At 57.1% G+C, this 25,738-nt stretch carries 20 protein-coding genes and 1 tRNA gene; 3 read left to right on the plus strand and 18 right to left on the minus strand.

What is annotated here, in order from left to right; genetic code table 11:
- Nucleotides 1-91 precede the first annotated feature (91 nt).
- The 17 genes from ppk1 to DWY76_RS00975 form a co-directional block, all read right to left on the minus strand.
- Complete coding sequence (ppk1, locus tag DWY76_RS00895) at nt 92-2,479, minus strand: polyphosphate kinase 1 (protein WP_243111872.1); 2,388 nt, start codon at nt 2,477-2,479, stop codon at nt 92-94.
- Nucleotides 2,480-2,520: 41 nt separating this feature from the next.
- Entirely contained in the window at nt 2,521-2,880 is a 360-nt protein-coding gene (locus DWY76_RS00900) for a helix-hairpin-helix domain-containing protein (protein ID WP_120079340.1), read from the minus strand.
- A 66-nt stretch (nt 2,881-2,946) separates the two neighbouring features.
- Entirely contained in the window at nt 2,947-3,777 is an 831-nt protein-coding gene (locus DWY76_RS00905) for an HAD hydrolase family protein (RefSeq protein WP_120079342.1), read from the minus strand.
- Nucleotides 3,774-4,706 carry an RluA family pseudouridine synthase gene (locus tag DWY76_RS00910; RefSeq protein WP_120079344.1) on the minus strand — a complete coding sequence of 311 codons (933 nt, stop codon included), beginning with the start codon at nt 4,704-4,706 and terminating at the stop codon, nt 3,774-3,776. Before DWY76_RS00910 ends, DWY76_RS00905 begins: the two co-directional genes overlap by 4 nt.
- Before the next feature lie 3 nt (nt 4,707-4,709).
- Nucleotides 4,710-5,195, minus strand: a complete 486-nt coding sequence (gene lspA / locus DWY76_RS00915; RefSeq protein WP_097775649.1) for a signal peptidase II — start codon at nt 5,193-5,195, stop codon at nt 4,710-4,712.
- A 90-nt stretch (nt 5,196-5,285) separates the two neighbouring features.
- Nucleotides 5,286-8,081 (minus strand): isoleucine--tRNA ligase, encoded by a 2,796-nt coding sequence (gene ileS / locus DWY76_RS00920; RefSeq protein WP_097777733.1) that lies wholly within the window; start codon nt 8,079-8,081, stop codon nt 5,286-5,288.
- A gap of 39 nt (nt 8,082-8,120) precedes the next feature.
- Complete coding sequence (locus DWY76_RS00925) at nt 8,121-8,954, minus strand: DivIVA domain-containing protein (RefSeq protein ID WP_223387554.1); 834 nt, start codon at nt 8,952-8,954, stop codon at nt 8,121-8,123.
- Nucleotides 8,955-8,975: 21 nt separating this feature from the next.
- Nucleotides 8,976-9,794 carry a S4 domain-containing protein gene (locus DWY76_RS00930; protein ID WP_120079346.1) on the minus strand — a complete coding sequence of 273 codons (819 nt, stop codon included), beginning with the start codon at nt 9,792-9,794 and terminating at the stop codon, nt 8,976-8,978.
- Nucleotides 9,778-10,242: a cell division protein SepF gene (locus tag DWY76_RS00935; protein ID WP_044953672.1), complete on the minus strand. Its 465-nt coding sequence runs from the start codon at nt 10,240-10,242 to the stop codon at nt 9,778-9,780. The genes DWY76_RS00930 and DWY76_RS00935 overlap by 17 nt, the downstream gene beginning before the upstream one ends.
- A 110-nt stretch (nt 10,243-10,352) precedes the next feature.
- Nucleotides 10,353-11,675, minus strand: coding sequence for an HlyD family efflux transporter periplasmic adaptor subunit (locus DWY76_RS00940; RefSeq protein ID WP_120079348.1), 1,323 nt, complete (start codon nt 11,673-11,675; stop codon nt 10,353-10,355).
- Nucleotides 11,672-12,616 carry a tRNA (adenosine(37)-N6)-dimethylallyltransferase MiaA gene (miaA, locus tag DWY76_RS00945; RefSeq protein ID WP_223387553.1) on the minus strand — a complete coding sequence of 315 codons (945 nt, stop codon included), beginning with the start codon at nt 12,614-12,616 and terminating at the stop codon, nt 11,672-11,674. Before miaA ends, DWY76_RS00940 begins: the two co-directional genes overlap by 4 nt.
- Entirely contained in the window at nt 12,600-14,741 is a 2,142-nt protein-coding gene (mutL, locus tag DWY76_RS00950; protein WP_120079350.1) for a DNA mismatch repair endonuclease MutL, read from the minus strand. The genes miaA and mutL overlap by 17 nt, the downstream gene beginning before the upstream one ends.
- Before the next feature lie 43 nt (nt 14,742-14,784).
- Nucleotides 14,785-17,400 carry a DNA mismatch repair protein MutS gene (gene mutS / locus DWY76_RS00955; protein ID WP_120079352.1) on the minus strand — a complete coding sequence of 872 codons (2,616 nt, stop codon included), beginning with the start codon at nt 17,398-17,400 and terminating at the stop codon, nt 14,785-14,787.
- A gap of 112 nt (nt 17,401-17,512) precedes the next feature.
- The gene (locus DWY76_RS00960) at nt 17,513-17,920 is read right to left on the minus strand and encodes a YlbF family regulator (RefSeq protein ID WP_097775655.1); all 408 of its coding nucleotides are present in this window, start codon (nt 17,918-17,920) and stop codon (nt 17,513-17,515) included.
- A 53-nt stretch (nt 17,921-17,973) separates the two neighbouring features.
- Nucleotides 17,974-19,353: a tRNA (N6-isopentenyl adenosine(37)-C2)-methylthiotransferase MiaB gene (gene miaB / locus DWY76_RS00965; RefSeq protein WP_120079354.1), complete on the minus strand. Its 1,380-nt coding sequence runs from the start codon at nt 19,351-19,353 to the stop codon at nt 17,974-17,976.
- 134 nt (nt 19,354-19,487) lie between these two features.
- Complete coding sequence (locus DWY76_RS00970) at nt 19,488-19,880, minus strand: transcriptional repressor (protein ID WP_120079356.1); 393 nt, start codon at nt 19,878-19,880, stop codon at nt 19,488-19,490.
- A gap of 48 nt (nt 19,881-19,928) precedes the next feature.
- The gene (locus tag DWY76_RS00975) at nt 19,929-21,203 is read right to left on the minus strand and encodes a replication-associated recombination protein A (RefSeq protein WP_120079358.1); all 1,275 of its coding nucleotides are present in this window, start codon (nt 21,201-21,203) and stop codon (nt 19,929-19,931) included.
- Between the two features lie 183 nt (nt 21,204-21,386).
- On the opposite strand from DWY76_RS00975, the gene nth reads away from it, so the two are divergent.
- From nth to DWY76_RS00990, 3 genes are all read left to right on the plus strand, one after another.
- A complete protein-coding gene (gene nth, locus DWY76_RS00980) occupies nt 21,387-22,076 on the plus strand; it encodes an endonuclease III (RefSeq protein ID WP_044953658.1) in 690 nt (229 codons plus the stop codon).
- Between the two features lie 20 nt (nt 22,077-22,096).
- On the plus strand, nt 22,097-22,336 hold the full coding sequence (locus tag DWY76_RS00985; protein ID WP_005941717.1) for a GlsB/YeaQ/YmgE family stress response membrane protein: 240 nt from the start codon (nt 22,097-22,099) through the stop codon (nt 22,334-22,336).
- Between the two features lie 166 nt (nt 22,337-22,502).
- Nucleotides 22,503-22,578 (plus strand) — tRNA-Thr (locus DWY76_RS00990).
- A 209-nt stretch (nt 22,579-22,787) separates the two neighbouring features.
- Here DWY76_RS00990 and DWY76_RS00995 read toward each other — a convergent pair.
- The gene (locus DWY76_RS00995; protein ID WP_120079360.1) at nt 22,788-25,736 is read right to left on the minus strand and encodes a PAS domain-containing hybrid sensor histidine kinase/response regulator; all 2,949 of its coding nucleotides are present in this window, start codon (nt 25,734-25,736) and stop codon (nt 22,788-22,790) included.
- Nucleotides 25,737-25,738: the final 2 nt, after the last annotated feature.

The raw sequence follows: 25,738 nt of genomic DNA on the forward strand, positions 1-25,738 counted from the left end.
CTGCCTCCCGCCTTCCGTTTGCTTTTTATTTATGCAGGCAAACACGCAAAAAGACCCGGCAGAGGGTTTGCTCTGTCGGGTCTTGCAAATATTATCTGCGTAACTTGAAAAAATCCAAAATCCGTTTCAGGCGGCTTCTGGGGGCGGGTGTCTCCACCACCACCGGCTTTATCGGCTTGGCTGCAGGGGCAGGCTGCGGCTCTGTACGCTTTTTATGATTGACCATCTGTTCCAGCTGGTCAAAACGGTCGCCGCTTTCCGGTGCCGCAGCAGATTCCGGGTGAGAAGCTTCTGCCTGTTTTGCAGCGGGAGCCGCTTCCGTTTTCGCAGGTTCTGGCTTTGCTGCTTCGGCAGAAGGTTCAGGCTGTTTTTCCTGCACAGCGGCAGAAAGCCTCCAAGGCTCCGGCTGCGTCCAGTCATTTTTCAACAGCTCATACATGCCCATCTGGCCGTTCACCAGTGCTTCGCCCTCAGCGGGCTTTACCTTCTGGTAGCTGCCGTCCGGGCGCATCTCGCGGGCATTGACGTTATCCCGCAGCTGCAGCTGCAGAATGTCGGTAAGCTTCCGCACCAGCACGGGATCTTCCACGCGCACGCCCACCTCCACGCGGCACTCGGTGTTGCGGGTGAGGAAATCGCCGGATGCAATATAGATGCGGGTATGTGCACCATCGAAGAAGCTGTAAATGCGGCCATGCTCCAGATAACGACCCACAAGGCTGCGGATATGCAGGTTCTCCGTCTTGCCGGGCACGCCGGCGCGCACGCAGCAGATGCCGCGCACGATCATATCAATGCGCACACCGGCACAGCTGGCTTCCTGCAGCTTGAGGATGATGTCCCGGTCGCTGATGGAATTGTTTTTCAGGATTATGGATGCCGGACGGCCCATGTGGGCGGCGGCAATGACACGATCCATCTCTTCCAGCAATACGCTCTTGAAGCGCAGCGGTGCTACCAGCATCCGGTCGCTCTCCTCAGTCAGCTTCTGCACGGCAAGGTTCTGGAACACATTGGAAGCTTCCTCGCCAATGCCATGGTCTGCCGTAATGAAGGAATAGTCCGTGTAAAGCTCACTGGTCTTTTCGTTGTAGTTGCCGGTGCCGATCTGGGTGATATAAGAGTAGCCCTCTTTGCTCTTTTTGGTGATAAGGGTCAGCTTGGAGTGCACTTTGTAATCATCAAAGCCATAAATGACCGTACAGCCTGCGCTTTCCAGCTGCTTCGACCAGTCGATATTGTTCTGCTCGTCAAAGCGGGCGCGCAGCTCCACCAGCGCCACCACCTCTTTGCCGTTCTCAGCGGCTTCCATCAGCGCCTGCACGATCTGGGACTCCCGCGCCATACGGTACAGTGTCATTTTGATGGAAATGACCTCAGGATCATGGGCAGCCTTTTTGAGCATGGCAATGAAGGGCCGGATGGACTGGTACGGGTAGCTGAGCAGCACATCGTGCTTCTGCACCTCAGCGGCAAGGTCGTAGTCCGGCGGCGGCAGCATGGGCCGTGCAGCCGGGTAGAACAGTTCCGGCAGCCCCTCCGCTTCCATGCGGCCGGTGAGCTTGTAGAAAAAGCTCAGATCCAGCGGGCTTTTCTGCTCGAACACCCGTTTATGGGTGAGCAGCAGACGGTTGCACAGCAGGCGTTCTACCTCCGGGGCCGGGGCAGGCGTGATCTGCAGACGCACCGCAGCCAGCTTGCGGCGGCGCTTGAGCAACTCGGTCATGATCTCGCGGTAGTCGATATCATGATCCATCATGCCCTCTTTTACGTCGATATCCGCATTGCGGGTAACACGGAAGAGACATTTTTCCTGAATCGTCTCTTTGCCAAAGATGCTGGCCGCAAAGTGCAGCACCAGCTCTTCGGTAAGTGCAAACTGCGTTTCGCCGTCTTTTTTTACAACGTGCATCCGTTCCATCTGGCTGGAAATGGGAATGATGCCAAGGCTCTGCCCTGCCGGGTGTTTTTCCTTGAGCAGAACGCCAAGGTAAATCTCCTTATTGCGCAGGAATGGGAACGGATGGCGGTTATCCACGATCTGCGGGCTGAGGATGGGGAACAGCTCCGTTTGGAAGTACTTCTTCCAGAAGTGCTCGTCCTCCTTGGACAAGTGGTCAAGATCCACCTTGCGCCAGCCGCACTCCGCCAGTGCTTCCAGCGCCTTTGCGTAGTATTTATCGCACTCCTCCTGCAGCTGTGCCGTTTTGGGCATGATGGCAGTCAGCTGTTCCGCCGCGGACATGTTGGTCTTGTTTTCCCTCTTGACCTTTTTGCCCTGTTCCTGTTCCAGATTGGCGCGCTCCTGCAGAGAACCCACGCGCACCATAAAAAACTCGTCCAGATTGGAGCCGTAGATCGCAAGAAATTTGACCCGCTCTGCAAGCGGAACATTTTTATCTTTGCCCAGCGCAAGAACGCGCCGGTTGAAATCCAGCCAGCTCAGTTCCCGGTTGATAAAAATGGTATCGTCACTCATAATCATTCCCCTTTTTGCTGCGCCGGGCCGCCGGCTGCGGCTCAGCTCACGGTTGCCATTCCTGCCCAGGAATCCACAATGGTCTGTGTCAGGCCCGGAACATTGGCTGCATCTTCTACCCGTTCAAACGGGCCATTCTGCGTCCGGTAATCCAGAATCGTCTGTGCGCGCTTTTCCCCTACGCCCGGCAGTGTGCACAGCGCAGAGAGATCAGCAGTGTTCAGATCCACCAGCACATACTGTTCCAGCCCGGTCGTATCCGGCAGGACCTGCGGTTCGGCAGCCTGCAGCGGCACGGCAAAGCCAAAGGCCAGCACTGTGCACAAAACCACCGCCGCCAGCGACAGCGCAAGAAAGAGTTTTTCCTTCTTTTGCAGGGCCAGAAGATGCGTTTCTCTCATTGTACCTGACTTTCCTCCAAAAAGAAAGGCTTCTGCGAAAGAATTTGCAGAAGTCTTGCACAAATTTTACGCCAAATTTTCAGCATCCCGCACCATACGGTACAGCACTTCCACTGCAGAACCTGCCGCAGCATCGGTCAAAGTGACCTTTTGGGCAGCAAGACGCAGCTCAGCCGGGGCATCCGCAGCTGCGGTGCTCTGGCTGGAAGCGCGCACCATGTCCAGCATAGGCAGCCCTCCGGCAAGTACCAGCACATCTTCCGGGTCGATGCCCACCGGCATACACACGGCATCCAGCATTTCACGGCCAGAGACGGTTCTGGGGGTCAGGATCAGCGTATCCGCTGCGGCACGCTCGCCCAGCAGCACCGCTGTGCGGTCGCCCAGAGATTTTTCCAGCAGCGAGATCATGGGCACTGCCTTGCTGTCCTGATACAGCAGCACCCGCAGCACTTCTTCCCCCTTGATGTCTGCCGCGTTTGCCAGCAGATAAGGGGTCCATTCCTGCCGCAGATGACGCTCCAATGCCTCGCTCATGCGCAGCACGCGGGTAGTACCGTCGGTCATCTGCAGGGCAATGCCCACGCCCTCTGCCACCGGCAGGCGGGCGAACAGGTCGGCATCCTGCCCGGCAAAGGTGCACAGCGGATGGCGGGTGCCATCGGAAAAATGGTAGGCCATGGCACCGCCGCACACCAGCGCAGGAGCGCTGAGCCGCACACTGCCCAGAATGGACCGCACTGCCCGCGGCGTGCGCTGGGAAAACACCGTAAAACGTCCGCCGCGGCGGACGAACAGCTGCAGCACATCCCGCACCACCTGCGTCAGGTTGCCGTCGGCACCCAAAAGCAGATGGTCCAGATCACACAGTACGAGCGTTGAAGAAAGATGGTTCATACCGTTCCCCTCCTGAGCGTTGCAAGAAAATGAGTGAAGTATTCCGGCAATTCCGAATCGAACCGCAGATGTTCGCCGGTGATCGGGTGCACAAAGCCAAGCGTTTTTGCGTGCAGGCACTGGCCGTGCAGGCTGGTGATGCAATTGTGCGGGCCATACACCGGGTCGCCCGCCACCGGGTGCTGGATGGATGCCATGTGCGCGCGGATCTGATGGGTGCGGCCGGTCTTCAGGCGGCATTCCAGCATGGTAAAGTTGTTCAACCGTTCCAGCACCTGATAGCCGGTATAGGCATATTTGGTATGCGGCTCACTGGCCGGGTAGACCGCCATCTTTTTGCGGTCGGTCTTGCTGCGGCCCAGATTGCTTTCCACAAAGCCCTCATCTTGTGCAAAGCCGCCGTACACGATGGTGCGATACGCGCGCTCCACACTGTGCACCGCCATCTGCTGGGAAAGGCCGATGTGCGTTGCATCGTCCTTTGCCACCACCAGCAGTCCGCTGGTGTCCTTATCGATGCGGTGCACGATGCCGGGGCGAATCTCGCCGCCGATACCGGACAGGCTTCCCTTGCAGTGCCACAGCAGCGCGTTCACCAGCGTGCCGTCCGGGTTGCCGGGAGCCGGGTGCACTACCATGCCTTTGGGCTTGTTGACCACCAGCAGATGCTCGTCCTCATAGACGATTTCCAGCGGGATGTCCTGCGGCACGGCCTCAATGGGCTTTGCGTCCGGAATTTCCAAAACGATGGTGTCGCCCGCCTTGAGCTTCAGGCTTTTGGCAACCAGCCTGCCGTTGCACAACACATGACCGTCGGCCACCAGCGCCTGCAGAGCAGACCGGGAAAGGCCGGTGTCCTCGCCGCTCAGAAAGCGGTCGATGCGCTGGCCTGCCGTCTCCTGCTCCACCACAAATTCACGCTGTTCCATGGCTCACTGCTCCTTCGGGGACTGCCCGTTCTCAGCGTGCAGCTCTTCCAGAAAAATTACCAGCACCCAGAGGCCCACGCCCACACACACGCAGATATCCGCAAAATTGAACACCGCAAACTGCATGAACAGCAGATTGATGTAGTCCACCACCTCGCCGTTGAGCACACGGTCGATCAGGTTGCCGATGCCGCCGGCAAGGATCAGCAGCAGTGCGGCCTGCTGCAGGTATCTGCCGCGGCTGCGGAAGAACAGCCCGTAGGCCACAAAGATCAGCGCTATGCTGGTAGCGATGATGAGGAACAGCTGCTTGCCGCTGAGCAGGCTGAACGCCATGCCCGGGTTGAGCACGAACCGCAGCTCCACCACATGGGGGATCAGCGGCATGGCTCCCACCGGCTGCAGCACATTTGTGGCCCACAGCTTGATGGCCTGATCGATGCCAATGAGTGCCGCAGCCGCGAGCAGATTAAAAACAACAAATGCCATAGGATACTCCCAAAATCATTCAGTATAAAAAACGGCGCTCCCCGGTATAAGGGAGCGCCGCCCTTTAAAACATTGTTTTATGCGGAACGCTTAGGCTTCCACAACGCTGGCGCAGCGTGCGCACAGGGTGGGATGTGCGGCATGGCTGCCGATGGAAGAAGAATACTTCCAGCAGCGCTCGCACTTTTCGCCGGTGGCATGTGCAGCAGCAACGCCCAGGCCTTCAACAGCACTTGCAGCGCCGCCTTCGCCCTTGACCAGCTCTACCTGAGAGACGATCATCAGGTCGGCCAGCTCGTCCATGGGGATGCTGTTGAGCAGGCTGTACACAGTATCATTGCAGTACAGGGTGACGGCAGCCTCCAGAGAAGCACCGATGACCTTTTCGGCACGGGCCTGCTCCAGAACCTTCTTCACCTCATCACGGACGGCGATCAACTGAGCCCACTTTGCCTTGAAGGCCTCATCGGCGGCATACTGGCCAGCCTTGGGCATCTCCTCAAAGACAACGTACTGGTTCATGCCCTCAGTCTTAGGCATGAAGTCCCAGATCTCCTGACTGGTGAAGCACAGGATAGGAGCAATGATCTTGTCCAGAGCCACAAGGATCTTGTACATGGTGGTCTGAGCAGCCTTGCGGCCTGCGCCGTTGGTGCAGTACAGGCGATCCTTGGTCACATCCAGATAGAAGTTGGACATTGCAACAACGCAGAAGTTGTACACTGCATGATAGACCTTGTTGAAGTCATACACAGCGTAGCCTGCGCTGGTGTTGACCATCAGGTCATCCAGAGCAGCCAGTGCCCAGCGGTCGATCTCCTGCAGCTGATCGTCAGCCACACAGTCGGTGTTGGGATCAAAGCCGTCCAGATTGCCCAGAATGAAGCGGGCGGTGTTGCGGATCTTGCGGTAAGCCTCGCTCAGCTGCTTGAAGATGTTCTTGCCGGCACGCACATCCACGGTGTAGTCGGAAGAAGCCACCCACAGACGGATGATATCAGCGCCGTAGTCCTTGATGATCTCGCTGGGCTCCACGCCGTTGCCGGCGCTCTTGTGCATCTGCTTGCCCTGCTCATCCACGACCCAGCCGTGGCACAGAACAGACTTATAGGGTGCGCAGCCCTTGCTTGCAACGCTGGTCAGCAGGCTGGACTGGAACCAGCCGCGGAACTGGTCGCCGCCTTCCATATACATATCAGCCGGGAAGCGCAGCTCGGGGCGCTCCTCCAGCACAGCGGCGTGGGTGGAGCCGGAGTCGAACCAGACGTCCATGATGTCGGTGTCCTTGGTCCACTCGGAAGCACCGCACTTTTCGCACACTTCGCCTGCGGGGATGATCTGCTCGGCTTCGTACTTATACCATGCATCGGAACCTTCCTTGCGGAACAGGTCGCTGACAGCCTTGATGGTGGCATCGGTGATGTGGTAGGTGCCGCACTTCTTGCAGTAGAATGCGGGAATGGGCACGCCCCAGGTGCGCTGGCGGCTGATGCACCAGTCGTTGCGGTCGCGCACCATGCCCTTCATGCGGTCATGGCCCCAATCCGGCATCCAGGTAACGGTGTCGATGGCCTTGTAGACATCCTCGCGGAACTTTGCGATGGAGCAGAACCACTGTTCCGTTGCACGGAAGATGATGGGGTGATGGCAGCGCCAGCAGTGCGGGTACTGATGCTTGATGTGCACCTGACCCATGACAGCACCGGACTCGGTCAAATCGGCCAGAATGGTCTTGTTGGCAGCCCACACGCGCTGACCTGCATACTTACCGGCCAGCTCGGTCAGATAGCCGCCATCGTCCACGGGGACGGTGATGGGCACCTGCGGATACTTCTGGCAGACGTTGAAGTCGTCCACGCCGTGGCCGCCTGCGGTATGGACACAGCCGGAACCGCTTTCCAGCGTGACGTGATCGCCCAGAATGACCCAGCCCTCCTTGGGCAGGTAGACGTGGTTGTAGCGCATCAGCTCGAACTCGGTACCGGGGACCGGCTCGCCCACGATCTCGTAGTTCTCGATGTGGCAGGCATCCATGACGCTCTTGACCAGTTCGGTGGCCATGATGTGGAACTCATCGCCGATCTTGACGAAGGAGTACTCGAACTGGCCGTTCAGGCAGATCGCCTCGTTAGCGGGCAGAGTCCAAGTGGTGGTGGTCCAGATGACGAAGTAGGTCTTGTCCATCGGGATGCCGTGCTTTGCCAGCACACCGTTGGGGTCCTGAGAGACGTGGAAACGCACGAAGATGGAATCGCAGTCGTCCTCGCCGTACTCGATCTCGGCCTCTGCCAGAGCCGTGCGGCAGTCCGGGCACCAGTACACGGGCTTCAGACCCTTGTAGATGTAGCCCTTCTTTGCCATCTCGCCAAAAATCTCGATCTGGCGTGCCTCGAACTCAGGCTTCAGGGTCAGATACGGATGCTCGAAATCGCCGATAACGCCCAGACGCTTGAACTGGTCGCTCATGATATCGATGTGCTCGGTAGCAAACTTTTCGCAGATCTGGCGCAGTTCCAGCTTGGAAATGTCCTTCTTCTTATCACCGACGGAGGACAGAGCCTTCAGCTCGATTGGCAGGCCGTGGGTATCAAAGCCGGGCACATAGGGAGCCTGGAAACCCTCCATGTTCTTATCGCGGATAATGATATCCTTGATGATCTTGTTCAGGGCAGTACCCATGTGGATATTACCGTTTGCGTACGGAGGGCCGTCGTGCAGGATGAACTGCGGCTTGCCCTCGTTGTGCTTCATGAGCTGATTGTACAGGTCGTTGTCGTCCCAATCCTTCAGCATGACCGGCTCCTTCTTGGGCAGGCCGGCACGCATTTCAAACAGGGTCTTGGGCAGGTTCAGAGTACTATCGTACTGCGATTTGTTCTTAGCCAATGGTTTACACTCTCCTCTATATTTCCTTATGGGGTTGCCTTACTCGCTGAACTTGACACCCTGAAAAGCATCGTAGTCCGGCTCGTCCGGCTTAAAATCAGCAGGAGGCGCGGGCGGCGGGTCCAGCTTGAGCTGGCTCTCATCCTTTGCCCAGAAATCCTCGCTGCTGTCAGCTGCCTTGTCGTCGTCATTTTCAACAACGGCAGCAGGTTCTGCATCTTCCTGTGCGGGCTGTGCAGGCTCTGCTTCCGGCTCCTGCACGTCCGCTGCCTGCGGCTGGGCTGCAGCGGCAGGCTCACTTTCCTCTGCAGCAGGCTCTGCCTGTTCGGCATCCTGTGCAGCCGTTTCCTTCTGGAACTCCGGCAGACGGCTCAGCGACTCCACATGGCTGCGGTACAGGTTGAGCACGTCAGACTTGAAGCGGGTCACTTCCAGACGCACGCGGTCATACTCGCGCTCCTCTGCAAGGCGCTTCTCGTTTGCTTCGTTCTCGATCTCGTCTGCACGGTCGTTTGCCTTCTGCAGCAGTTCGTTGGCATCGCGGATGATATCATCACCGCGCAGATTTGCACGATGGATGATCTCTTCTGCTTTCTGGTTTGCTTCGCGGATGACATTTTCGCCCATGCGCTGTGCATTGATCAGCGCGCTCTTGAGCATTTCACCATCTGCCTCAAAGCTCTTCAGTTCATCGTGCAGCTTCTGGTTTTCAGCAGTCAGGTCCGCAATCTGCTTGCGAAGCTGTTCCGCCTGCGCATCGTCGTCCCGCAGCTGTTCTTCCACCTTATCCAGAAAACGGTCTACGTCCTCTGTGCGGTAGCCGCGGAGGTTTTTCTCAAATTGCACAGAACGGACATCCTGCGGAGTCAGCATAGTCATTTCCTCCCGTTGCTTTTAATATTGAAAAAATTCGATGATTGACCGATCTTTTCTGCTTTTACCGGGCAGTGCAGTCAGGTTGAAGCGGCCCTTGCCGCGCACCGTGAACACATCGCCCTCATATACCTGCGCATGAGGTTTATCCGCCGGCAGGTGGTTGATCTCCACCCTGCCCGCCTCGATCAGTTCCGAAGCCTGTCCTCGGCTGCAGTGCAGCATAGCTGCCAGCACAGCGTCCAGCCGCAGGGACGATACCGTTGCACTGTGCATCTCACGCTCCGCCTGCGGAAACTGCGGCACCTCATCCAGCGTCAGCAGTTCCGTGGTCAGCTCCGTGTGTCCAGCCTGAAACAGTTCCCGGCAGATCAGCTGTGCTGCCGGTTCCAGCGCAAACACATAAGCTGTGCCCGGTTGATCCTCCGGCAGAACGATATCTCCCAGCGCCTCGCGCCGCAGCTCAAGGCCCATCAGACTGCCCAGATAATCCTTGTGGGCGGGCAGCGCAGCCCCCGCCTGTGCACAGCATTGCAACCGCACACAGCAGATGGGTGCTTCGCCGCAGCTGTACTCCGGCTCGATACAGAGCACCCTGCGCTCCGCATTCAGCCAGCCGCCCTCAAACCGGAAGCCCTCCTGCACACCGGCACGGCCCAGTGCCGCGCGGGCCAAGTCCTGCTCGCGGTCACTCAGGAAAGCCGAATACCGCGCAATGTCCCGGGAAAAGGCCGTGTGGGCCAAGTCCTCGATATGGCGCATGAGATAGCGTTCTTCATCGGTACGCGCAGGGATGAACCCGCGCGCCGCCTTGGGCTGCGGATCAATAGAACGCGCCATTGTTCTCCAGCTCGTCCAGCAGATCACCCATGATATCCACGTTGTACGGAGTGATGATGAAGGTGCTGTTGGCCACGCGCTTGATCTGGCCATTGTTTGCATATGCAACACCGGACAGGAAGTCCACCAGACGGCGGGACACTTCCTTGTTGGTGGACTCCAGATTGAGCACCACGGTGCGCTTGTTGTTCAGGTGGTCAGCAATGGTACTGGCATCCTCAAAACGCTCAGGCTTGACCAGAACGACCTTGAGCTGAGTGGTGGCATTGATGTTGACCACCTTGCCGTTCTTCTTGGCACCCTCAACAGGCTCTTCATTTTCGTCGTCAGCACCAAGGCCGATGCCATTGTTATTGTTTACCATCTGGGGGCCATCGTCAATGTACTGATCCTCGTAATCGTCTTCCTGGTCAAACAGACCTTTCTTAATGCTGTCAAGCAAAGACATACAATCTGCTCCTTTCATTCGGGCAGCATGGCGCTGCCTGGCGTTCTTTGCAAATAGATGCAAATAATAGCTTTATCTATTATCGGATTTTTTGCCTCAGATGTCAATAACTACAAAAGCTTTCCATCATACAAATTTTGTCCGGAAACGATTATTTCGTCATAAAGCCTCACCTTGCTGACCGAGTCCTCGGTCCCTTCGGGCAGAACAAGGATGTAATCGCCGTCCGTGATGAGGGGATGGTCTGCGTCCACCGGGTCGATCGGGCAGAAGCGGGCAATGTTGCCAAGTTTCACGTACACACCGGGAATGTAGTTTTCGCCCTGCGTTTGTGCCTCGGTGCCATCCTCTTTTAAATAGTGCACAGCCGCAGCAGGCACCCGCAGGCCGCTGCGCTCTCCTACCGAGATGCGTGCTGCAGCCCGGTTCAGGCAAAGCACATCGCCGTTGATGGAGTTGCAGGCAAGCACAAAGCGGGCAAGGCCGCTGTCCTGATCAATCTCCACCTCGGTGACGGTGGCCTTGAGGCTGTTCTCCACCTGACCCGGGAAGCTGATCTCCACCGCTGTGCTCAGTGGCTTGCCGTTCTGACCCAGCAGCTTTTCGCCCTGCTTTGCAGTGCACACGCCCACATAGCGCCATGTGAACCCTGCCACGATCTTACCGGCGCAGCCGTCCAGTGCCAGCACTGGGTCGGACTGCAGATAGCCCTGCAGCTCCTGTGCGTTCAGTGCAAGGATATCATCGGCACTGGCATTGAGCCGTCCGCTGCTGGAAGAGCGCACAAAATAGCCGGTCTGCGGTGCAGTGATCTGCACCGGGCTGCCCAGCTGCGCCTGCACGCTCTGGGACTGCTGGACCAGCGCAGTGATCTGATCGGTAAAGTTTGCAGCTTCGCCCGTTACCACCCAGAGCTTGTTCTGGGCCAGCAGGTAGGCATTGGCATCATCATCCACCGCTTCATAATCGCTGTCGTCCAGCGTATCCAGCAGATCATACAGCGCAGAAGAACGTTCTTTTAAAAGGGTATCCAGCTGCAGCGCAGAAGTGTTCTGCGATTTCTGCAGCAGGTCGATCTGATCATTCAGCTGGTTCAGCTGCAGGCGCAGCGAAGCCTGCGAAGCGTTGCTGTACACCTCTGCCACTGCGGTGCCCGCTGAAACGCGCTCGCCGTCGGCAGCAAGATATCCAAGGTTTCCGCTGCCTGCCACATAGCTTTCGTCGAACAGCAGAACTCCGTCGGCTTCCACCGTATCCGAAATGACCGCAGGCAGCGCAGTCTCATAAACATTCTGCGGAAACAGGATATGTGCGGCCTGATACACCACATAAATTGCTGCCAGCAGCAGAAACGCGATCAGCACGCCTGCCAGAGTGGCAAGCACATGCGGCGCATGGCGTTCCTTCTGGGTCTCATCCGGCATATCGATCATCCTTTCGCTAAAAATTCGCTAGTTTTGCGGATGGCAGTCTGCACTGCATCCGGTGCACCGGCATCCAGCCAAACCACACCGTCCATATGGCGGAACCAGGTCAACTGGCGCTTGGCATAGTTGCGGGACGCCTGCTTGAGCTTTTCCGTGCAGGCTTCCAATGGAGCCGTCTGCTCAAAATACGGAAAGAACTCCTTGTATCCGATGGCCTGCGCTGCCGTGCGGAAGCTTTCCCGGTTCTGCCAGACATGCTCCGCTTCCTTTATAAGGCCCGCTTCCAGCATTTTGTCCACACGCAGGTCAATGCGGCGGTAAAGTACCGCGCGCTCTGGGAAATCCAGACCGAGGATCAGGCTGCGGTAGGGCCGCTCCGGCGGGAGAGACTCCGCCTTCTGTTCGCTCAGCTTTTTGCCGGTGGCACGATAATGCTCGAGTGCGCGCAGCACCCGCACCTGATTGTTCGGGTGGATAGCCGCAGCAGCTTCCGGGTCGGCCTGCTTCAGTTCTTCGTACATGGCAGCACCGCCCTTTGCAGCCAGTTCCGCCGCCAGCTGCTCTCGCAGACCGGCAGGTGCTTTTTCCTCTGTAAAGCGCACCCCATACAGAAAGCTCTGAACATACAGCCCTGTGCCGCCCACAAGGATGGGCAGCTTCTTCCGGGCAGAGATCTCTTCTTCCAGCTTTCCGGCCATGGCGGTAAAGTCTGCCACGCTGAAAGCCTTGTCCGGCGTAAGGATATCCACGCCGTGATGCGGGATACCGCAGGTCTCCTCCGGTGTCACCTTTGCCGTGCCTATGTCCAGACCTTTATAGATCTGCATGGAATCACAGCTGATGACCTCGCCGGAAAAATGTTTTGCAAGCTCTACGCCCAACGCCGTCTTTCCGGTTGCGGTAGGGCCGACGACGGCCACCACGGGATGTTTATACGATGCGTCCAAACTGCTTTTCCAGCTCCTTCCGGGTCAATTTGAGTACGCAGGGGCGGCCATGCGGGCAGAACGGCGGCACCTCGCCGGAAAGGATCTTTTCGGCCAGCGCCAGCAGTTCCTGCGGCGAGGACTTGTCCCCCGCCTTGATGGCTGCACGGCAGGAGATAGAATGCAGCACCCACTCGGTGTGCTCGTTCAGCGCATCATGGCCGCCCTTGAGCAGCTTATTTGCGATCTCCACCAGCAGGCTTTCGGCATTCTGCGGCTCCACATCTGCAGGCACCGCGCGCAGCACCACGGTATTGCCACCAAAGTCCGCGATCTCAAGGCCCGCATTTTCCAGCAGAGGAATGTTATCCAGCAGGGCCTGCTTTTCCTCCGCAGCAAGGTCGATGGCAGCAGGCTCCAGCAGCATCTGGCTGGGCACATTGCCATAGTTCGCGGCTAGTTTTTCGTACAGCTGGCGCTCGTGGGCAGCGTGTTTATCGATCAGGCACAGCTCGTCGCCGCGTTCTGCAAGGATATATGTTCTGAACACCTCGCCCACATAGCGCAGCGGTTCCGGCTGATCCGCCGTCGGATCAAAGTTCATCTGCTCCGGCTCGGCCAGTACAGTTTCCTGTTCTGCCGCTTCCGGCGCATCCGGTTCTGTTTCTGCACAGGGTGCACTCTCAGGTTCTTCCTTTGGCGCTTCCTGTGCAGGGTTCCACGCTGCCATATGGTCCCGAGGTGAATGCAGTTTTGTCTCACCAAATTCCGGTTCCACATCCAGCTGCGTTTCACTTGCCGCCGCACGGAACGGCTCTGGTGCCTTTGTCGTTTCCAGCTTCGGGCTGTGAAGGGTCACGAACGGATCCAGCATATCTTCGTTCTGAGCACTGCCTTTCCAGCGCGGCACACTGGGTGCTGTCGGTATTTGCATTGCAGCAGACGGGGCAGGCTGCTGTGGTGCTGCAGCGGGTTTTGCCGGTTCCCAGTGCTGCTGTGGCAGAACGCCCGGGTCTGCCTGCCCCCGAATGATCGCGGAAAGCCCTGTAAAGTTATTGTTCTTTACATCATTTTTGATTATATCAGTGTCTTTTTTTGAATTTTCAGCTTTTTCTTCTTCTTTGTCTGCTTCAAAGGTAAAAAGCCGTTCACCAGTGCCGGGCTGAGCCAATGCCAGCTTGACGGCATGATACACCACATCAAAAACATCATTTTCGCGGGCAAAGCGGGCTTCGATCTTGGCCGGATGCACATTGACATCCACAAGGTCGGCCGGCATTTCCAGCAGCAGAATGCCGCCCGGGAACTTGCCCTGCATCATGGTACCCTTGAACGCCATCTCCATACCGGCCATCATGGTGCGGTTGCGCACATAGCGGCCATTGATGTAAAAATGCTGCATACTTCGGCTGGCGCGGCAGCTTTTGGGCGGGGTGACCAGACCGGTGATGCGGTACACGCCCTCCTGATTTTTCAGCTCAATGAGGTCCCGGCTGAACTCCCGGCCCAGCACCGCATAGGCTGCACCGCGCAGCTGGCCGTCGCCGGGCGTGACATACTGCAGCTTGCCCTCACGGATGAACTTGACGCTGACTTCCGGGTGGCTGAGCGCTACATGGGTAACTGTATCCGACACAAAGGTGCCCTCGGAGGAGTCCTTTTTGAGGAACTTCATGCGGGCAGGCGTGTTGTAAAACAGATCCTTTACCCGGATGGTAGTGCCCACAGCTCTGGCACCCGGCTCACGGGAGACCTCTTCCCCGCCCTCAATGCGGTAGACTGTGGCAAACTCGTCCACCTCGGTTCGGGTGGTCAGCTCTACACGGGCCACGCTGGCAATGGATGCCAGTGCTTCACCGCGGAAGCCAAGCGTATGGATGTTGGTCAGATCGTCCGGTGTTTCAATTTTGCTGGTGGCGTGGCGGATAAACGCCGTGGAGATATATTCTGCCTCGATGCCGGTGCCGTTATCGCTGATCTCGATCAGCTTGACGCCGCCGGATTCAATGCTGACGGTCACCTGCGTGGCACCGGCATCAATGGAGTTTTCCAGCAGCTCCTTAACAACGGATGCCGGACGCTCGACCACCTCACCGGCTGCGATCAGCTCGGCTGTGTGCTTATCCAGAACATGGATCACTGCCATGGTGTTTTCCCTCCTTGTATGGTCTGGGTCAGGTAGAGCAGTTTCATCTGTTCAGGCTGCCCTTCAGGGTCTTTTTCAGCTCGTAGAGGAAGTTCAACGCCTCAATGGGGGTGAGTGTTTCCACATCCAGAGCTTCCAGCTTGTCCATCATCTCGCTGGGCACAGCCGGAGAGTTATACTCCTGCAGGGCATCAAAATCCATCTGCTCTACTTTATTTTTAGGTGCAGTTGCTTCCAGCGCGCGCAGCACCTCATGGGCGCGGCGGGTCACACTGCCGGGCAGGCCTGCCAGCTTTGCCACCTCGATGCCGTAGCTGTCATCCGCCGGGCCGCGCACAATGCGGCGCAGGAAGGTGATGTCCTCGCCGCGTTTTTTTACTGCAATATTGTAGTTTTTTACGCCGTCCACGCCGCCTTCCAGCTCGGTCAGCTCGTGGTAGTGGGTGGCAAACAGAGTCTTGCAGCCAAGGCCCTTGGCGGGGTCTGCAATGTGCTCCACTACGGCGCGGGCAATGCTCATACCGTCAAAGGTGGAAGTGCCGCGGCCGATCTCGTCCAGCACCACAAGGCTTTTGGCGGTGGCATTTTTCAGGATCTCCGCTACCTCGGTCATCTCCACCATAAAGGTGGACTGACCGGCAGACAGGTCGTCCGACGCACCGATGCGAGTGAAAATGGCATCCACCACACCCACATGGCAGCTGGAAGCCGGTACAAAGGAGCCGATCTGCGCCATCAGCGCGATCAGTGCATTCTGGCGCATGTACGTGGATTTACCTGCCATGTTGGGGCCGGTGATGATCAGGCAGCGGTCTGCACCACAGTTCAGGGTGGTATCATTGGGCACAAACAGGCTGCCTTTCAGCATCTGCTCCACCACAGGGTGACGGCCCTCGGTGATGGTCAGCTCGTCACTGTCGTCCACGATGGGACGGCAGTAGTTGTTTTCCGCTGCCACCTGCGCCAGCGCCGTGAGCACATCCAGCTGGGCCACCGCATTGGCCGTGCGCTGGATGCGGTCCAGCTGAGCGCTGATGCTTTCCAGCAGTTCGCTGAACAGGCGGTGCTCCAGCGTGATGAGCCGTTCGTGGGCACCTAAGATCTTGCTTTCCAGCTCTTTCAGTTCCTGCGTGATGTAGCGTTCGCCGGAAGTCAGGGTCTGCTTGCGGATGTAGGTCTCCGGCACCATGTTCTTATAGGAGTTGCTTACCTCGATGAAGTAGCCAAACACATGGTTATAGCCGATCTTCAGCTTGGGGATGCCGGTCTCCTGCCGCAGGCGGGCTTCCAGCTGCGCCAGAACGCCCTTGGTATTGTCGCGGATGGAACGCAGCTCGTCCACCTCGGCATGGTAGCCTTTGGCAATGACACCGCCATCCTTGAGGGTAGAGGGCGCTTCCGGGTCCACCGCCGCATAAATACGGGCCTTGATGTCCTCCAACGGATCGATCTGTACTGCCAGTTCAGCAAGCTCCGGGCAGCCGCAGGCCTCAGCCAGCCTGCGCAGGCCGGGCAGCCGGTCGCAGGTCTGGGCCAGCGTATAGATCTCCTTGGGTGTGGCAGAGCCGTAAACCGTGCGGGTCATCAGGCGTTCCATATCCGCAATGTAACCCAGCTCTTCGGTCAGGTCGCCGCGGGCCATGGTCTGCTTGACAAGGCTCTCCACAGCGTTCAGGCGGTGGTTGATGAGTGCACTGGAAATAAGCGGCTGCTCGATCCAGCTGCGCAGCATACGCTTGCCCATGGATGTACTGGTCTTATCCAGCACCCAGAGCAGCGTGCCCCGCTTTTCGCGGCCGCGCAGCGTCTCGGTCAGCTCCAGATTGGCGCGGGTCACGGGCGAAAGACGCATGAACTGGGCCTTATTATAGGTTATGACCGTTTTCAGACGTTCCACGCCCTTGATCTGGGTATCGTGCAGATATTCCAGCAGTGCCGCCATGGCAAAGCGCACAAGGCCGTCCGCTGCAATGCCGGTGGTCTGCGCCCAGTCGCGGCCAAACTGGTTTTCCAGCGATGCCGCCACAAGGCCCGGTGCATAGCGCTCCTCTTCGATCAGCTCCACCGAACAAGTCATATTCTTTTTGATGTACGCCGTCACCTCGCGGCAGTCCAGCAGACCCGGATTCATCAGCACTTCGCTGGGATGGTAGCGGCACAGCTCCGTAATGACCGCCGGGGCGATCTTGTCTGCATTCAGCTCTGTGATATGGGCCGTACCGGTAGAGACATCCGCAAAGCACAAACCTGCTTTCTTTCCTTTGAGGAAGATACTGGCAATGTAGTTATTGCGGTCATCCTGCAGCATACTGCTCTCAATGACCGTGCCGGGTGTGACCACGCGGATGATGTCCCGCTTGACAAGGCCCTTGGCCTTGGCCGGGTCTTCCACCTGCTCACAGATGGCTACTTTGTAGCCCTTGGCGATCAGCCGCGCCACATATCCCTCGTAGCTGTGGAAGGGCACGCCGCACATGGGTGCTCGCTCTTCCATGCCGCACTGCTTGCCGGTCAGGGTCAGGTCCAGTTCCTTGGATGCCGTCAGGGCATCGTCAAAGAACATCTCATAAAAATCGCCGATGCGGTAAAACAGAATTTCGTCCTTATGTTGTTTTTTGATCTCAAGATATTGCTGCATCATGGGCGACAGCTCTGCCATGGTTTACCCTCTCTCCCGTTCTATGGTTCTGTGCACAAGTTTGCGGCTTGTAACCGCTTTTGCAAACAAAACGCGGTCTGTTTTGCACAGCCGCGTTTTGTTTTTGCCGGTTTTAGTGGCAGCCGCCGCAGGTGGAGCAGCTGCCGGTGCAGGAAGCAGAAGGCTCCTGTACCGTCATGGGGTCGCCGCCATTCATGGCAGTGTTGATGATGGCATCGATATAGTTCACAAGGTTCTCGCAGTCACGCTTGGCCTCGTTGTAAGCCACCATGCCCTCGTTGCCCATGATCTGGCCGTACAGGCTGTTCACCTTTTCGTTCAGTTCGGCGATGCGGGCATCGTTGCGCTCGCTCTTGCCGATCTCATTGTTCAGATCCATGCGGGCGAGGTTGAACTCGCCGATCAGGTTCTGCAGCTCTTCGTCCTTATCGTTTGCCTTGCGGGTCTGATCCAGAACGAGGTAGCGGCTATCGGTCTGCAGCGCAACGGCTGCGCGCTTGAAAAGATCAATGCAATCCATTTGAATGGTCTCCTTCTTATTTTATACGTTCAGGGGCACTGCCCCGGAATCACTCAGGCAAGCTCACCCAGCAGCACAGTCGCCCGTGCGCCCGTGAGATGTACGTTGGCATAGCTGCCCATCAGGGAAGCGTCTGCCGTGAACTCCACCGTCAGGTTGTTGTCCAGACGGCCGGAGAGGGTGCCCTCATTGCGGCCAAAGCCCTCTACCAGTACCTTCACAGTCTGACCAACCTGCGCCTTGACCAGTGCCATGGCGATCTCGTCCTGAACCTTGAGCAGGCGGGTCATGCGGTCGGTCTTTTCCTTGCGAGGGGTGGGGTCCGGCATTTCGGCAGCCTTGGTGCCGGTGCGCTTGGAATAGATAAAGGTGAACAGCTGCATATAGCCCACCTTCTGCACCAGTTCCAGCGTCTTTACAAAGTCCGCTTCGGTCTCGCCGGGGAAGCCAACGATGATGTCGCTGGAAAAGGTGATGCCGGGCACCGTTTTGCGGGCGTATTCGATCAGCTCCATGTACTGCTCCACCGTGTAGTGGCGGTTCATCTTCTTCAGCAGTTCATCGGAGCCGCACTGCACCGGCAGGTGCAGGTGCTTGCACAGCTTCGGCTGGGCGGCAATGGTGTCGATCAGCTTGTGGCTGGCATCCTTGGGGTGGCTGGTCATAAAGCGGATGTGATAATCGCCGGGCACCGTGCACAGCAGGTTGAGCAGATCGGAAAAGTCCACCTTTTCTTCCAGACCCTTGCCGTAGCTGTTGACGTTCTGTCCCAGCAATGTGATCTCCTTATAGCCTGCCTCCACAAGACCGCGGAACTCGGCAAGGATATCGCCGGGCTTGCGGCTCTTTTCGCGACCGCGCACATAGGGCACGATGCAGTAGGTACAGAAGTTGTCGCAGCCGTACATGATGGGCAGCCATGCGCGGAACTCGCTCTCACGCCGGATGGGGATATTCTCCACGATGACCGGGCGCTGGGCGGGCTCCATCAGCACACGCTTATGCTTCTGCAGCTTCTGGGCAATGAGCTGCGGCAGGGTATCGATTCCGTCCACGCCAAACACAAGGTCTACATAGGGGTAACTCTTACGCAGCTTTTCCACCACATGCTTCTGGTTCGCCATGCAGCCGCACAGGCCGATGATGAGGTCATGCTTTTTTTCCTTGAGTCCCTTCAGGGCACCTACGTTGCCGAACACACGCTGCTCGGCATGCTCACGCACGGCGCAGGTGTTGAAGAGGATCAGGTCTGCATCCTCGGGCTTATCGCACAGGCCATAGCCGATGTCCATCAGCACGCCCTTGATCCGCTCGCCGTCGTTCACGTTCTGCTGACAGCCATAGCTGTGCACAAAGGCCAGCGGCGGCGTATCATAGAACTGCTTTACCAGCTCAGCGGCAATGTTATTATGTTCAAAACTAATGTATTCCAATCAAACCATCCTTCTCCGCCGGGCCGAAGTGCCCTGTGCGGCGAAAATCTACTTGCACTTTCTGAAAAGAGCCTTCTCTATAGTATACCCTGTTTATACGCTCCGGGCAAGAGGTTCCGTGCAAATTTTATGGTTCAGTGGGCGTTTTCCTGCGCCTGCTTCTCGCAGCAGGCCTCGCATACGCCGATCAGCACAACAGCGCAGTCCTGCACATAGCCCTTCTGGTTTTTCACCAGTTTCATTACCTGATTTTCGTCCACCTCGGCATCGGTCACGCTGCCGCACACGGTGCAGTACAGATGGCTGTGCCAGGGCAGCGTGTGGTCAAAGCGGTCAGCCTTGCCTGGAATGGACACCCGGCGCACCCGGCCCGCATCCACCAGACTATTCAGGTTACGGTATACGGTGCCAAGGCTCAGGCCCGGGCATTCCTTGACCGCAGCATCATAAATTTCCTCGGCGGTGGGGTGATCGCACAGGTTCTGTACCGTCTGCATGACCAGCTCACGCTGTTTGGAATATCGCATATCGTTCTCCTTTTTCTTTGTTTTTGGGCTTTGGGTGTAAGGCGTGGCTCAGACGTTCTCTTCGCCCTTGATCTTTGCCCAGTAGGCACGGGCCGCCTGCTCATTTTTGTTATCGCCAAAGGTATAATATTTTACGTCCTTGATGGCATCTGGCAGGTACTGCTGCTCCACCCAGTGGTGGGCGTAATCATGGGCGTATTTGTAATTCTGTCCCTTTACCAGCGCATCCTCACCGTCGTAGTGCTTGTTCTGCAGTTGGCGCGGGATCGGCCCGGTGCGGCCCGCCTGCACATCCGCAATGGCCGCGTTGATGGCATCATAGGCACTGTTGGACTTAGGACTGGTGGCCACCAGAATGACGGCATCTGCCAGCGGGAGCCGTGCTTCCGGCAGGCCCACCATGTTGGCGGCATCAATTGCCGCCTTCACAATGGGGATGATCTGTGGATAGGCAAGGCCCACATCCTCGCAGGCACATACCATCAGGCGACGGCAGGCCGAGGGCAGATCTCCTGCTTCCAGCAGACGGGCCAGATAATGCAGCGCCGCATCCGGGTCGGAGCCGCGCATGGACTTCTGGTAGGCTGACACGATGTCGTAGTGGTCATCGCCCTCCCGGTCATACCGCATGGCAGTGCGGCGGGTGACCTGCTGGATCATTTCCAGCGTAATGTGCTTTTCCCCATCCTCAATGGGAGCTGCCGTCACCGCAAAATCAAGACAGCCCAGCGCCTTGCGCAGGTCGCCGCCTGCGCTCTCGGCAAGGTAGGCACAGGCATTCTCGTCCATGCAGACCTTTGTGCTCTCCCCTTCCGAAAGCTTTTTCAGTGCATTGTGCACCCCACGCTCCACATCCGCTGCCGAAAGTGATTTGAACTCAAACACCGTACAGCGGGACAGCAGCGCATTATAAATGTAGAAGTATGGATTTTCGGTGGTGGATGCAATGAGCGTCACCGAGCCGTCCTCAATGCATTCCAGCAGGCTCTGCTGCTGTTTTTTGTTCAGGTACTGGATCTCGTCCAGATACAGCAGGATGCCTCCCGCACCTGCCAGCGTGCCGATATCCTTGAGCACCGCCTTGATGTCCCCGGTGCCGCAGGAAGTGCCATTGAGCTTATGCAGCGTCATACCGCTGTTTTCTGCAATGATGCGTGCCACCGTCGTTTTTCCGGTACCGGACGGGCCGTAGAAGATCATGTTCGGGATGTGTCCGCTCTCGATGGTACGGCGGAACACCCTGCCCGGTGCCAACAGATGCTGCTGACCGCAGACATCTGCCAGTGTTTTGGGCCGCAGACGCTGTGCCAGTGGTTCGTTCATCGTGTTTTCCTCCTCCCGTACCGAGGCGCGATTCCCCCAGCATTTTTCTATAGTATATCGCATTTTGGCAGTAAGAGCAAGGTTTTATCTGAAAATCATTCTCAGATAATTTTTACCCGCAGTTTACAAAAAACGCAAAACATGGTATTATCGTATCAGCTTTTGTCGATGGGAGTGGATGAAATGCCTGTTCGCAAAAAAGCACCAGAAGACCTTACTGCAAAAAAGGCGCTGGCGCTGGAAGTGATTGACCGGTTAAAAAAAGAATACCCAGATGCCGGCTGTACATTGGATTATGACCACGCCTGGCAACTTCTGGTCAGCGTGCGTCTGGCAGCCCAGTGCACCGATGCCCGCGTGAACATTGTGGTGGAAGACCTGTTTGCCAAATATCCCAATGTTGCTGCGCTGGCTGCTGCGGAACCCGAAGACATTGAAGCCATCGTCAAGCCCTGCGGGTTGGGACACTCCAAAGCGCGGGATATCTCCGCCTGTATGCGGGTGCTGCGCGATAAATACGGTTGTCAGGTGCCCACCACCTTTGAAGAGCTGCTTGCCCTGCCCGGCGTAGGCCGCAAGAGCGCAAACCTTATCATGGGCGATGTGTTTGGCAAGCCTGCTATCGTAACAGACACCCACTGCATCCGGCTCTGCAACAAGATCGGCCTTGTGGACGGCATCAAGGAACCGCAGAAGGTGGAAATGGCCCTGTGGAAGATCGTTCCTCCGGAAGAAGGCAGCGACCTGTGCCACCGCTTTGTGATGCATGGTCGGGCAGTGTGCAATGCGCGCAAACCAGAATGCGAAAAATGTTGTTTGAAGGATATTTGCCGCTTTGCCCGGGAAACCGCCGGGCAAAGCGCAGAGCTTTAAAACTCAGGAGGTAGAATATTATGTTTGGTTTTATTTTCAGTCTGCTGATCGGCGCTCTGGCTGGTTACATCGCCGGCCGCATTATGGGCAGCGAAACTTCCACCGTGCGCAATATCGTGCTGGGCATTCTGGGCGGTTTTGTAGGCAGCATCGTGTTCGGCCTGATCGGTCTGAGCGCTACCGGCATCGTGGGTGAGATCCTCGTTTCCGTTGTGGGTGCCTGCATCTGCATCTGGATCGGCCGTAAGCTGTTCAACTGATTTTTCTTGTGTGCAAGGCTGCTCTTCGAGTTTTTTCTCGGAGAGCAGTTATATTTTTGTGTCACAGACTATTTGCACCTGTTCTGCCGCAAAATCAAATCTTGACAGCGCACAGGAAGTATGATAGAATATTTCTCGTTGCAGAACATGCAAGAAAATTTTATCTGCTACTGTGGCTCAGCTGGTAGAGCAGCTCACTCGTAATGAGCAGGTCGCCTGTTCGAATCAGGTCAGTAGCTCCAAAAATCCTACGAATTTACGTTTAGAATCGTAATTTCGTAGGATTTTTTTATTTAGTCTCGCAAGTTTTCGCAAAACCGCAACATCGCCCACAAAACAAGACAAAATAAAACGCCCTGTGGCACCATTTCATAGGGCGTTATACGCATTTTTATGCTTTTTTGGACAGGCTCCTTGAGTTCACAATGTAGGTTTGTCAATGATGAGTTGGTCACAGGATCTTGCGCAGCTCCTGCACAAGGTCGCCGATCACGATGGGTTTGGACAAAAAGCCGGTCATGCCGCTTTCCAAGGCATTGCGGCGGTCTTCATCGAATGCGTTGGCAGTCATGGCAAGGATCGGGATCTTTGCCAGTGCAGGGTCGGCCAGTGCGCGGATCTGCCGGGTGGCGGTATAGCCGTCCATCACCGGCATCTGCACATCCATCAGCACCAGATCATAGCTGCCCGGTGAGGCAGTGCTTACCTTTTCCACCGCCACGGCACCGTTTTCCGCCGTATCGACCCGGAAGCCGTACTCCCGCAGGATCTCCTGCGCGATCTCACGGTTCAGCTCGTTGTCCTCTACCAGCAGGATGTGCCTGCCCTTGAAGTTGGTGCTCTTTTTCGGCAGAAGCTCCTGCGCCGCATCCGTCTGTGTCTGGCCGATGGCGTCCATCAGGGTCTCACGCAGGTCGGACATGAACATGGGCTTGGAGCAGAAGGCGGTCACACCGGCAGCCTTTGCCTCCACCTCAATGTCGGACCAGTCGTAGGCGGTCAGGATGATGATGGGCGTATCATCGTTCAGGCTGCGGATCTGGCGGGTGACCTCGATGCCGTTCATATCCGGCAAGCGCCAGTCGATGATATAGGCATGGTAAGCGTCGCTCATCTCGATGGACTGCCGTGCACGCAGCACCGCTTCCTTGCCGGAAAGGGTCCACTCGGCACGCATGCCCACCTTGACCAGCATCTTTGTCACGCTGTCGCAGGTGTTGAAATCGTCATCCACCACCAGTGCCTTCAGGCCTTCCAGTTCGGTGATCTTTTCCACCGGACGGTGCTCTGCCTGCGCACGCATGGGCACACGAATGATAAACTCGCTGCCCTTGCCCTGCGCCGTCTGCACCTCGATGGTACCGCCCATCATATCCACGATGTTTTTGGTAATAGCCATGCCAAGGCCGGTGCCCTGGATCCGGCTTACCGTGGAGGTGCGCTCCCGCTCAAACGGCTCAAAAATCTTTTTGGCGAACTCTTGGCTCATGCCGATGCCGTTGTCCTTGACGCGGAACTCATACTGCCCGCAGCCGCGCACCGTTCCGGCAAGCTGCCGCACCCGCACTGAGACCGTGCCGCCCGCCGGGGTGAACTTGATGGCGTTGGACAGCAGGTTCAGCAGTACCTGATTCAGCCGGGTCTTATCGCAGTAGACGTCCTCATCGGTCACATCCATGGCATCCATATAAAGCTCCAGCTGCTTTGCGTAGATCTGCCCGCTGACGATGGTTTTCAGGTCGTGCAGCACATCCGAAAGGTTGATTTCCACTTCTTCCAGATGGATCTTTCCGCTTTCGATGCGGCTCATATCCAGCACATCGTTGATGAGGGAAAGTAGATGATTGCTGGAAGCGAGGGTCTTGGCAAGATAATCCTTCACCCGGTTTCTATCGTCAATGTTGCTGAGTGCCAGCGTGGTAAAGCCGATGATGGCGTTCATGGGGGTGCGGATGTCGTGGGACATATTGGAAAGGAAGGTGCTTTTGGCGCGGTTGGCAGTCTCGGCCGCTGCAACGGCATCCGAAAGTGCCTGATTCACCTGCCTGTCGGCGGTGCGGTCGGACAAGACAAGGATATACTTGGTCCTGCCCTCTACCTCGCTGCCCATGGCGATGTTATGGAACCAGCGCCGCTCTTTGGTCTCCCGATGCTCAAACTCGAAATCCCATTCGCGTTGCTGCCCGCTGAGCAGTCCTTCCAGAAAGTTCTTGTCGCGATCCGGGTCATCTTTCGGGTGCAGCGCTGCCAGAGCACGGGCATCCTGCCGCACTTCTTTCCACGGGATGCCCAGCAGCCGTTCGACGTTGGGGCTGACATAATCCACCTTGGAGGTCTTTGCGTCCAGCATCAGGAAAACGTCGTCCACGTTCAGCGAAAGCTTTTGGAACAGCTCGTCCCGGTACAGGATCTCAGTGTCCTTCCGGCGCAGGGTCGTATGGCTTCTGCGCAGGATCAGCAGGATGATCAGCACAGCAAGGCCAAAGGCGATGCCCGCCACGATCTGCACCGTGTGGAACCACAGCTTATCCAGACTGGCATTGACAATGCTGACCGGCACAAGCCCCACCATCGTCCAGTTCTGGACCGCGGTATCCTCGTAGACCAGATAATAACTGGTGTCGCCCAGTTTGACCCGCAGGTTTCCGCTGCGGCCCTGCGCAAAATCATCCGAAAGGGCAAGAATCTGTTCCTCGGAAAGGTCGGAATGGTCGCGCAGCATCGCAATGAAGTTGTAAATGATTTCCTTGCGGTTTACGGAATTGTCAATCACCACCCGCCCATCCGGGTAGATCACATAGTTGCTGGCATTGCCCTGAAAAGCAGAGCTGTCCAGCAATCTCAGCACAGCATCATTATAATAGGTGATGGCAACAGCGTCATAGGCAAAGCCCCGGTAGCTGCCCTGCGTTTCGGGGCAGATGAACGCAAGCATCGGGGCTTTGCCGGGCAGCGCCGTATTCACGACGATATCCTCGCCATCGGAGAGCTTTTCGTCCAGATTGGTCTGCAGGCCAAGGTAGCCGGTTCCCCCGGTCACGGTCGTGTAGTTGCCGTCATAGGAAAGAAAGTAGAAGTCAACAAATCCGGCTGCCTGCTGTGCTTCCTCGATATAGGCCTGAATTTCATCCTCATTCGAGGTGTTTTTCAGAAAGCCGTTGCACAGATGCAGATAGGTCAGGTTTCTGCGCACCATCTCTTTCAGCATACTATTGGATTTATACAGCACCTCTTCCAGATGCGAGGTGCTTTCCTGATAGATGGTCTGCGACATAAACGAGATGTACCGGAAGCTGAAACCGGCTGCCAGAAAGACCAAAAGAAGGATGGCAGCGGCGGCAGGCAGCCACTTGTGCCGGGAATAGCAGCTGCGTTTGGATTCGTGCTTTTCGTCTGCCATTC

Source organism: Faecalibacterium sp. AF27-11BH, from assembly GCF_003603005.1.
Lineage (GTDB): Bacteria > Bacillota > Clostridia > Oscillospirales > Ruminococcaceae > Faecalibacterium > Faecalibacterium taiwanense.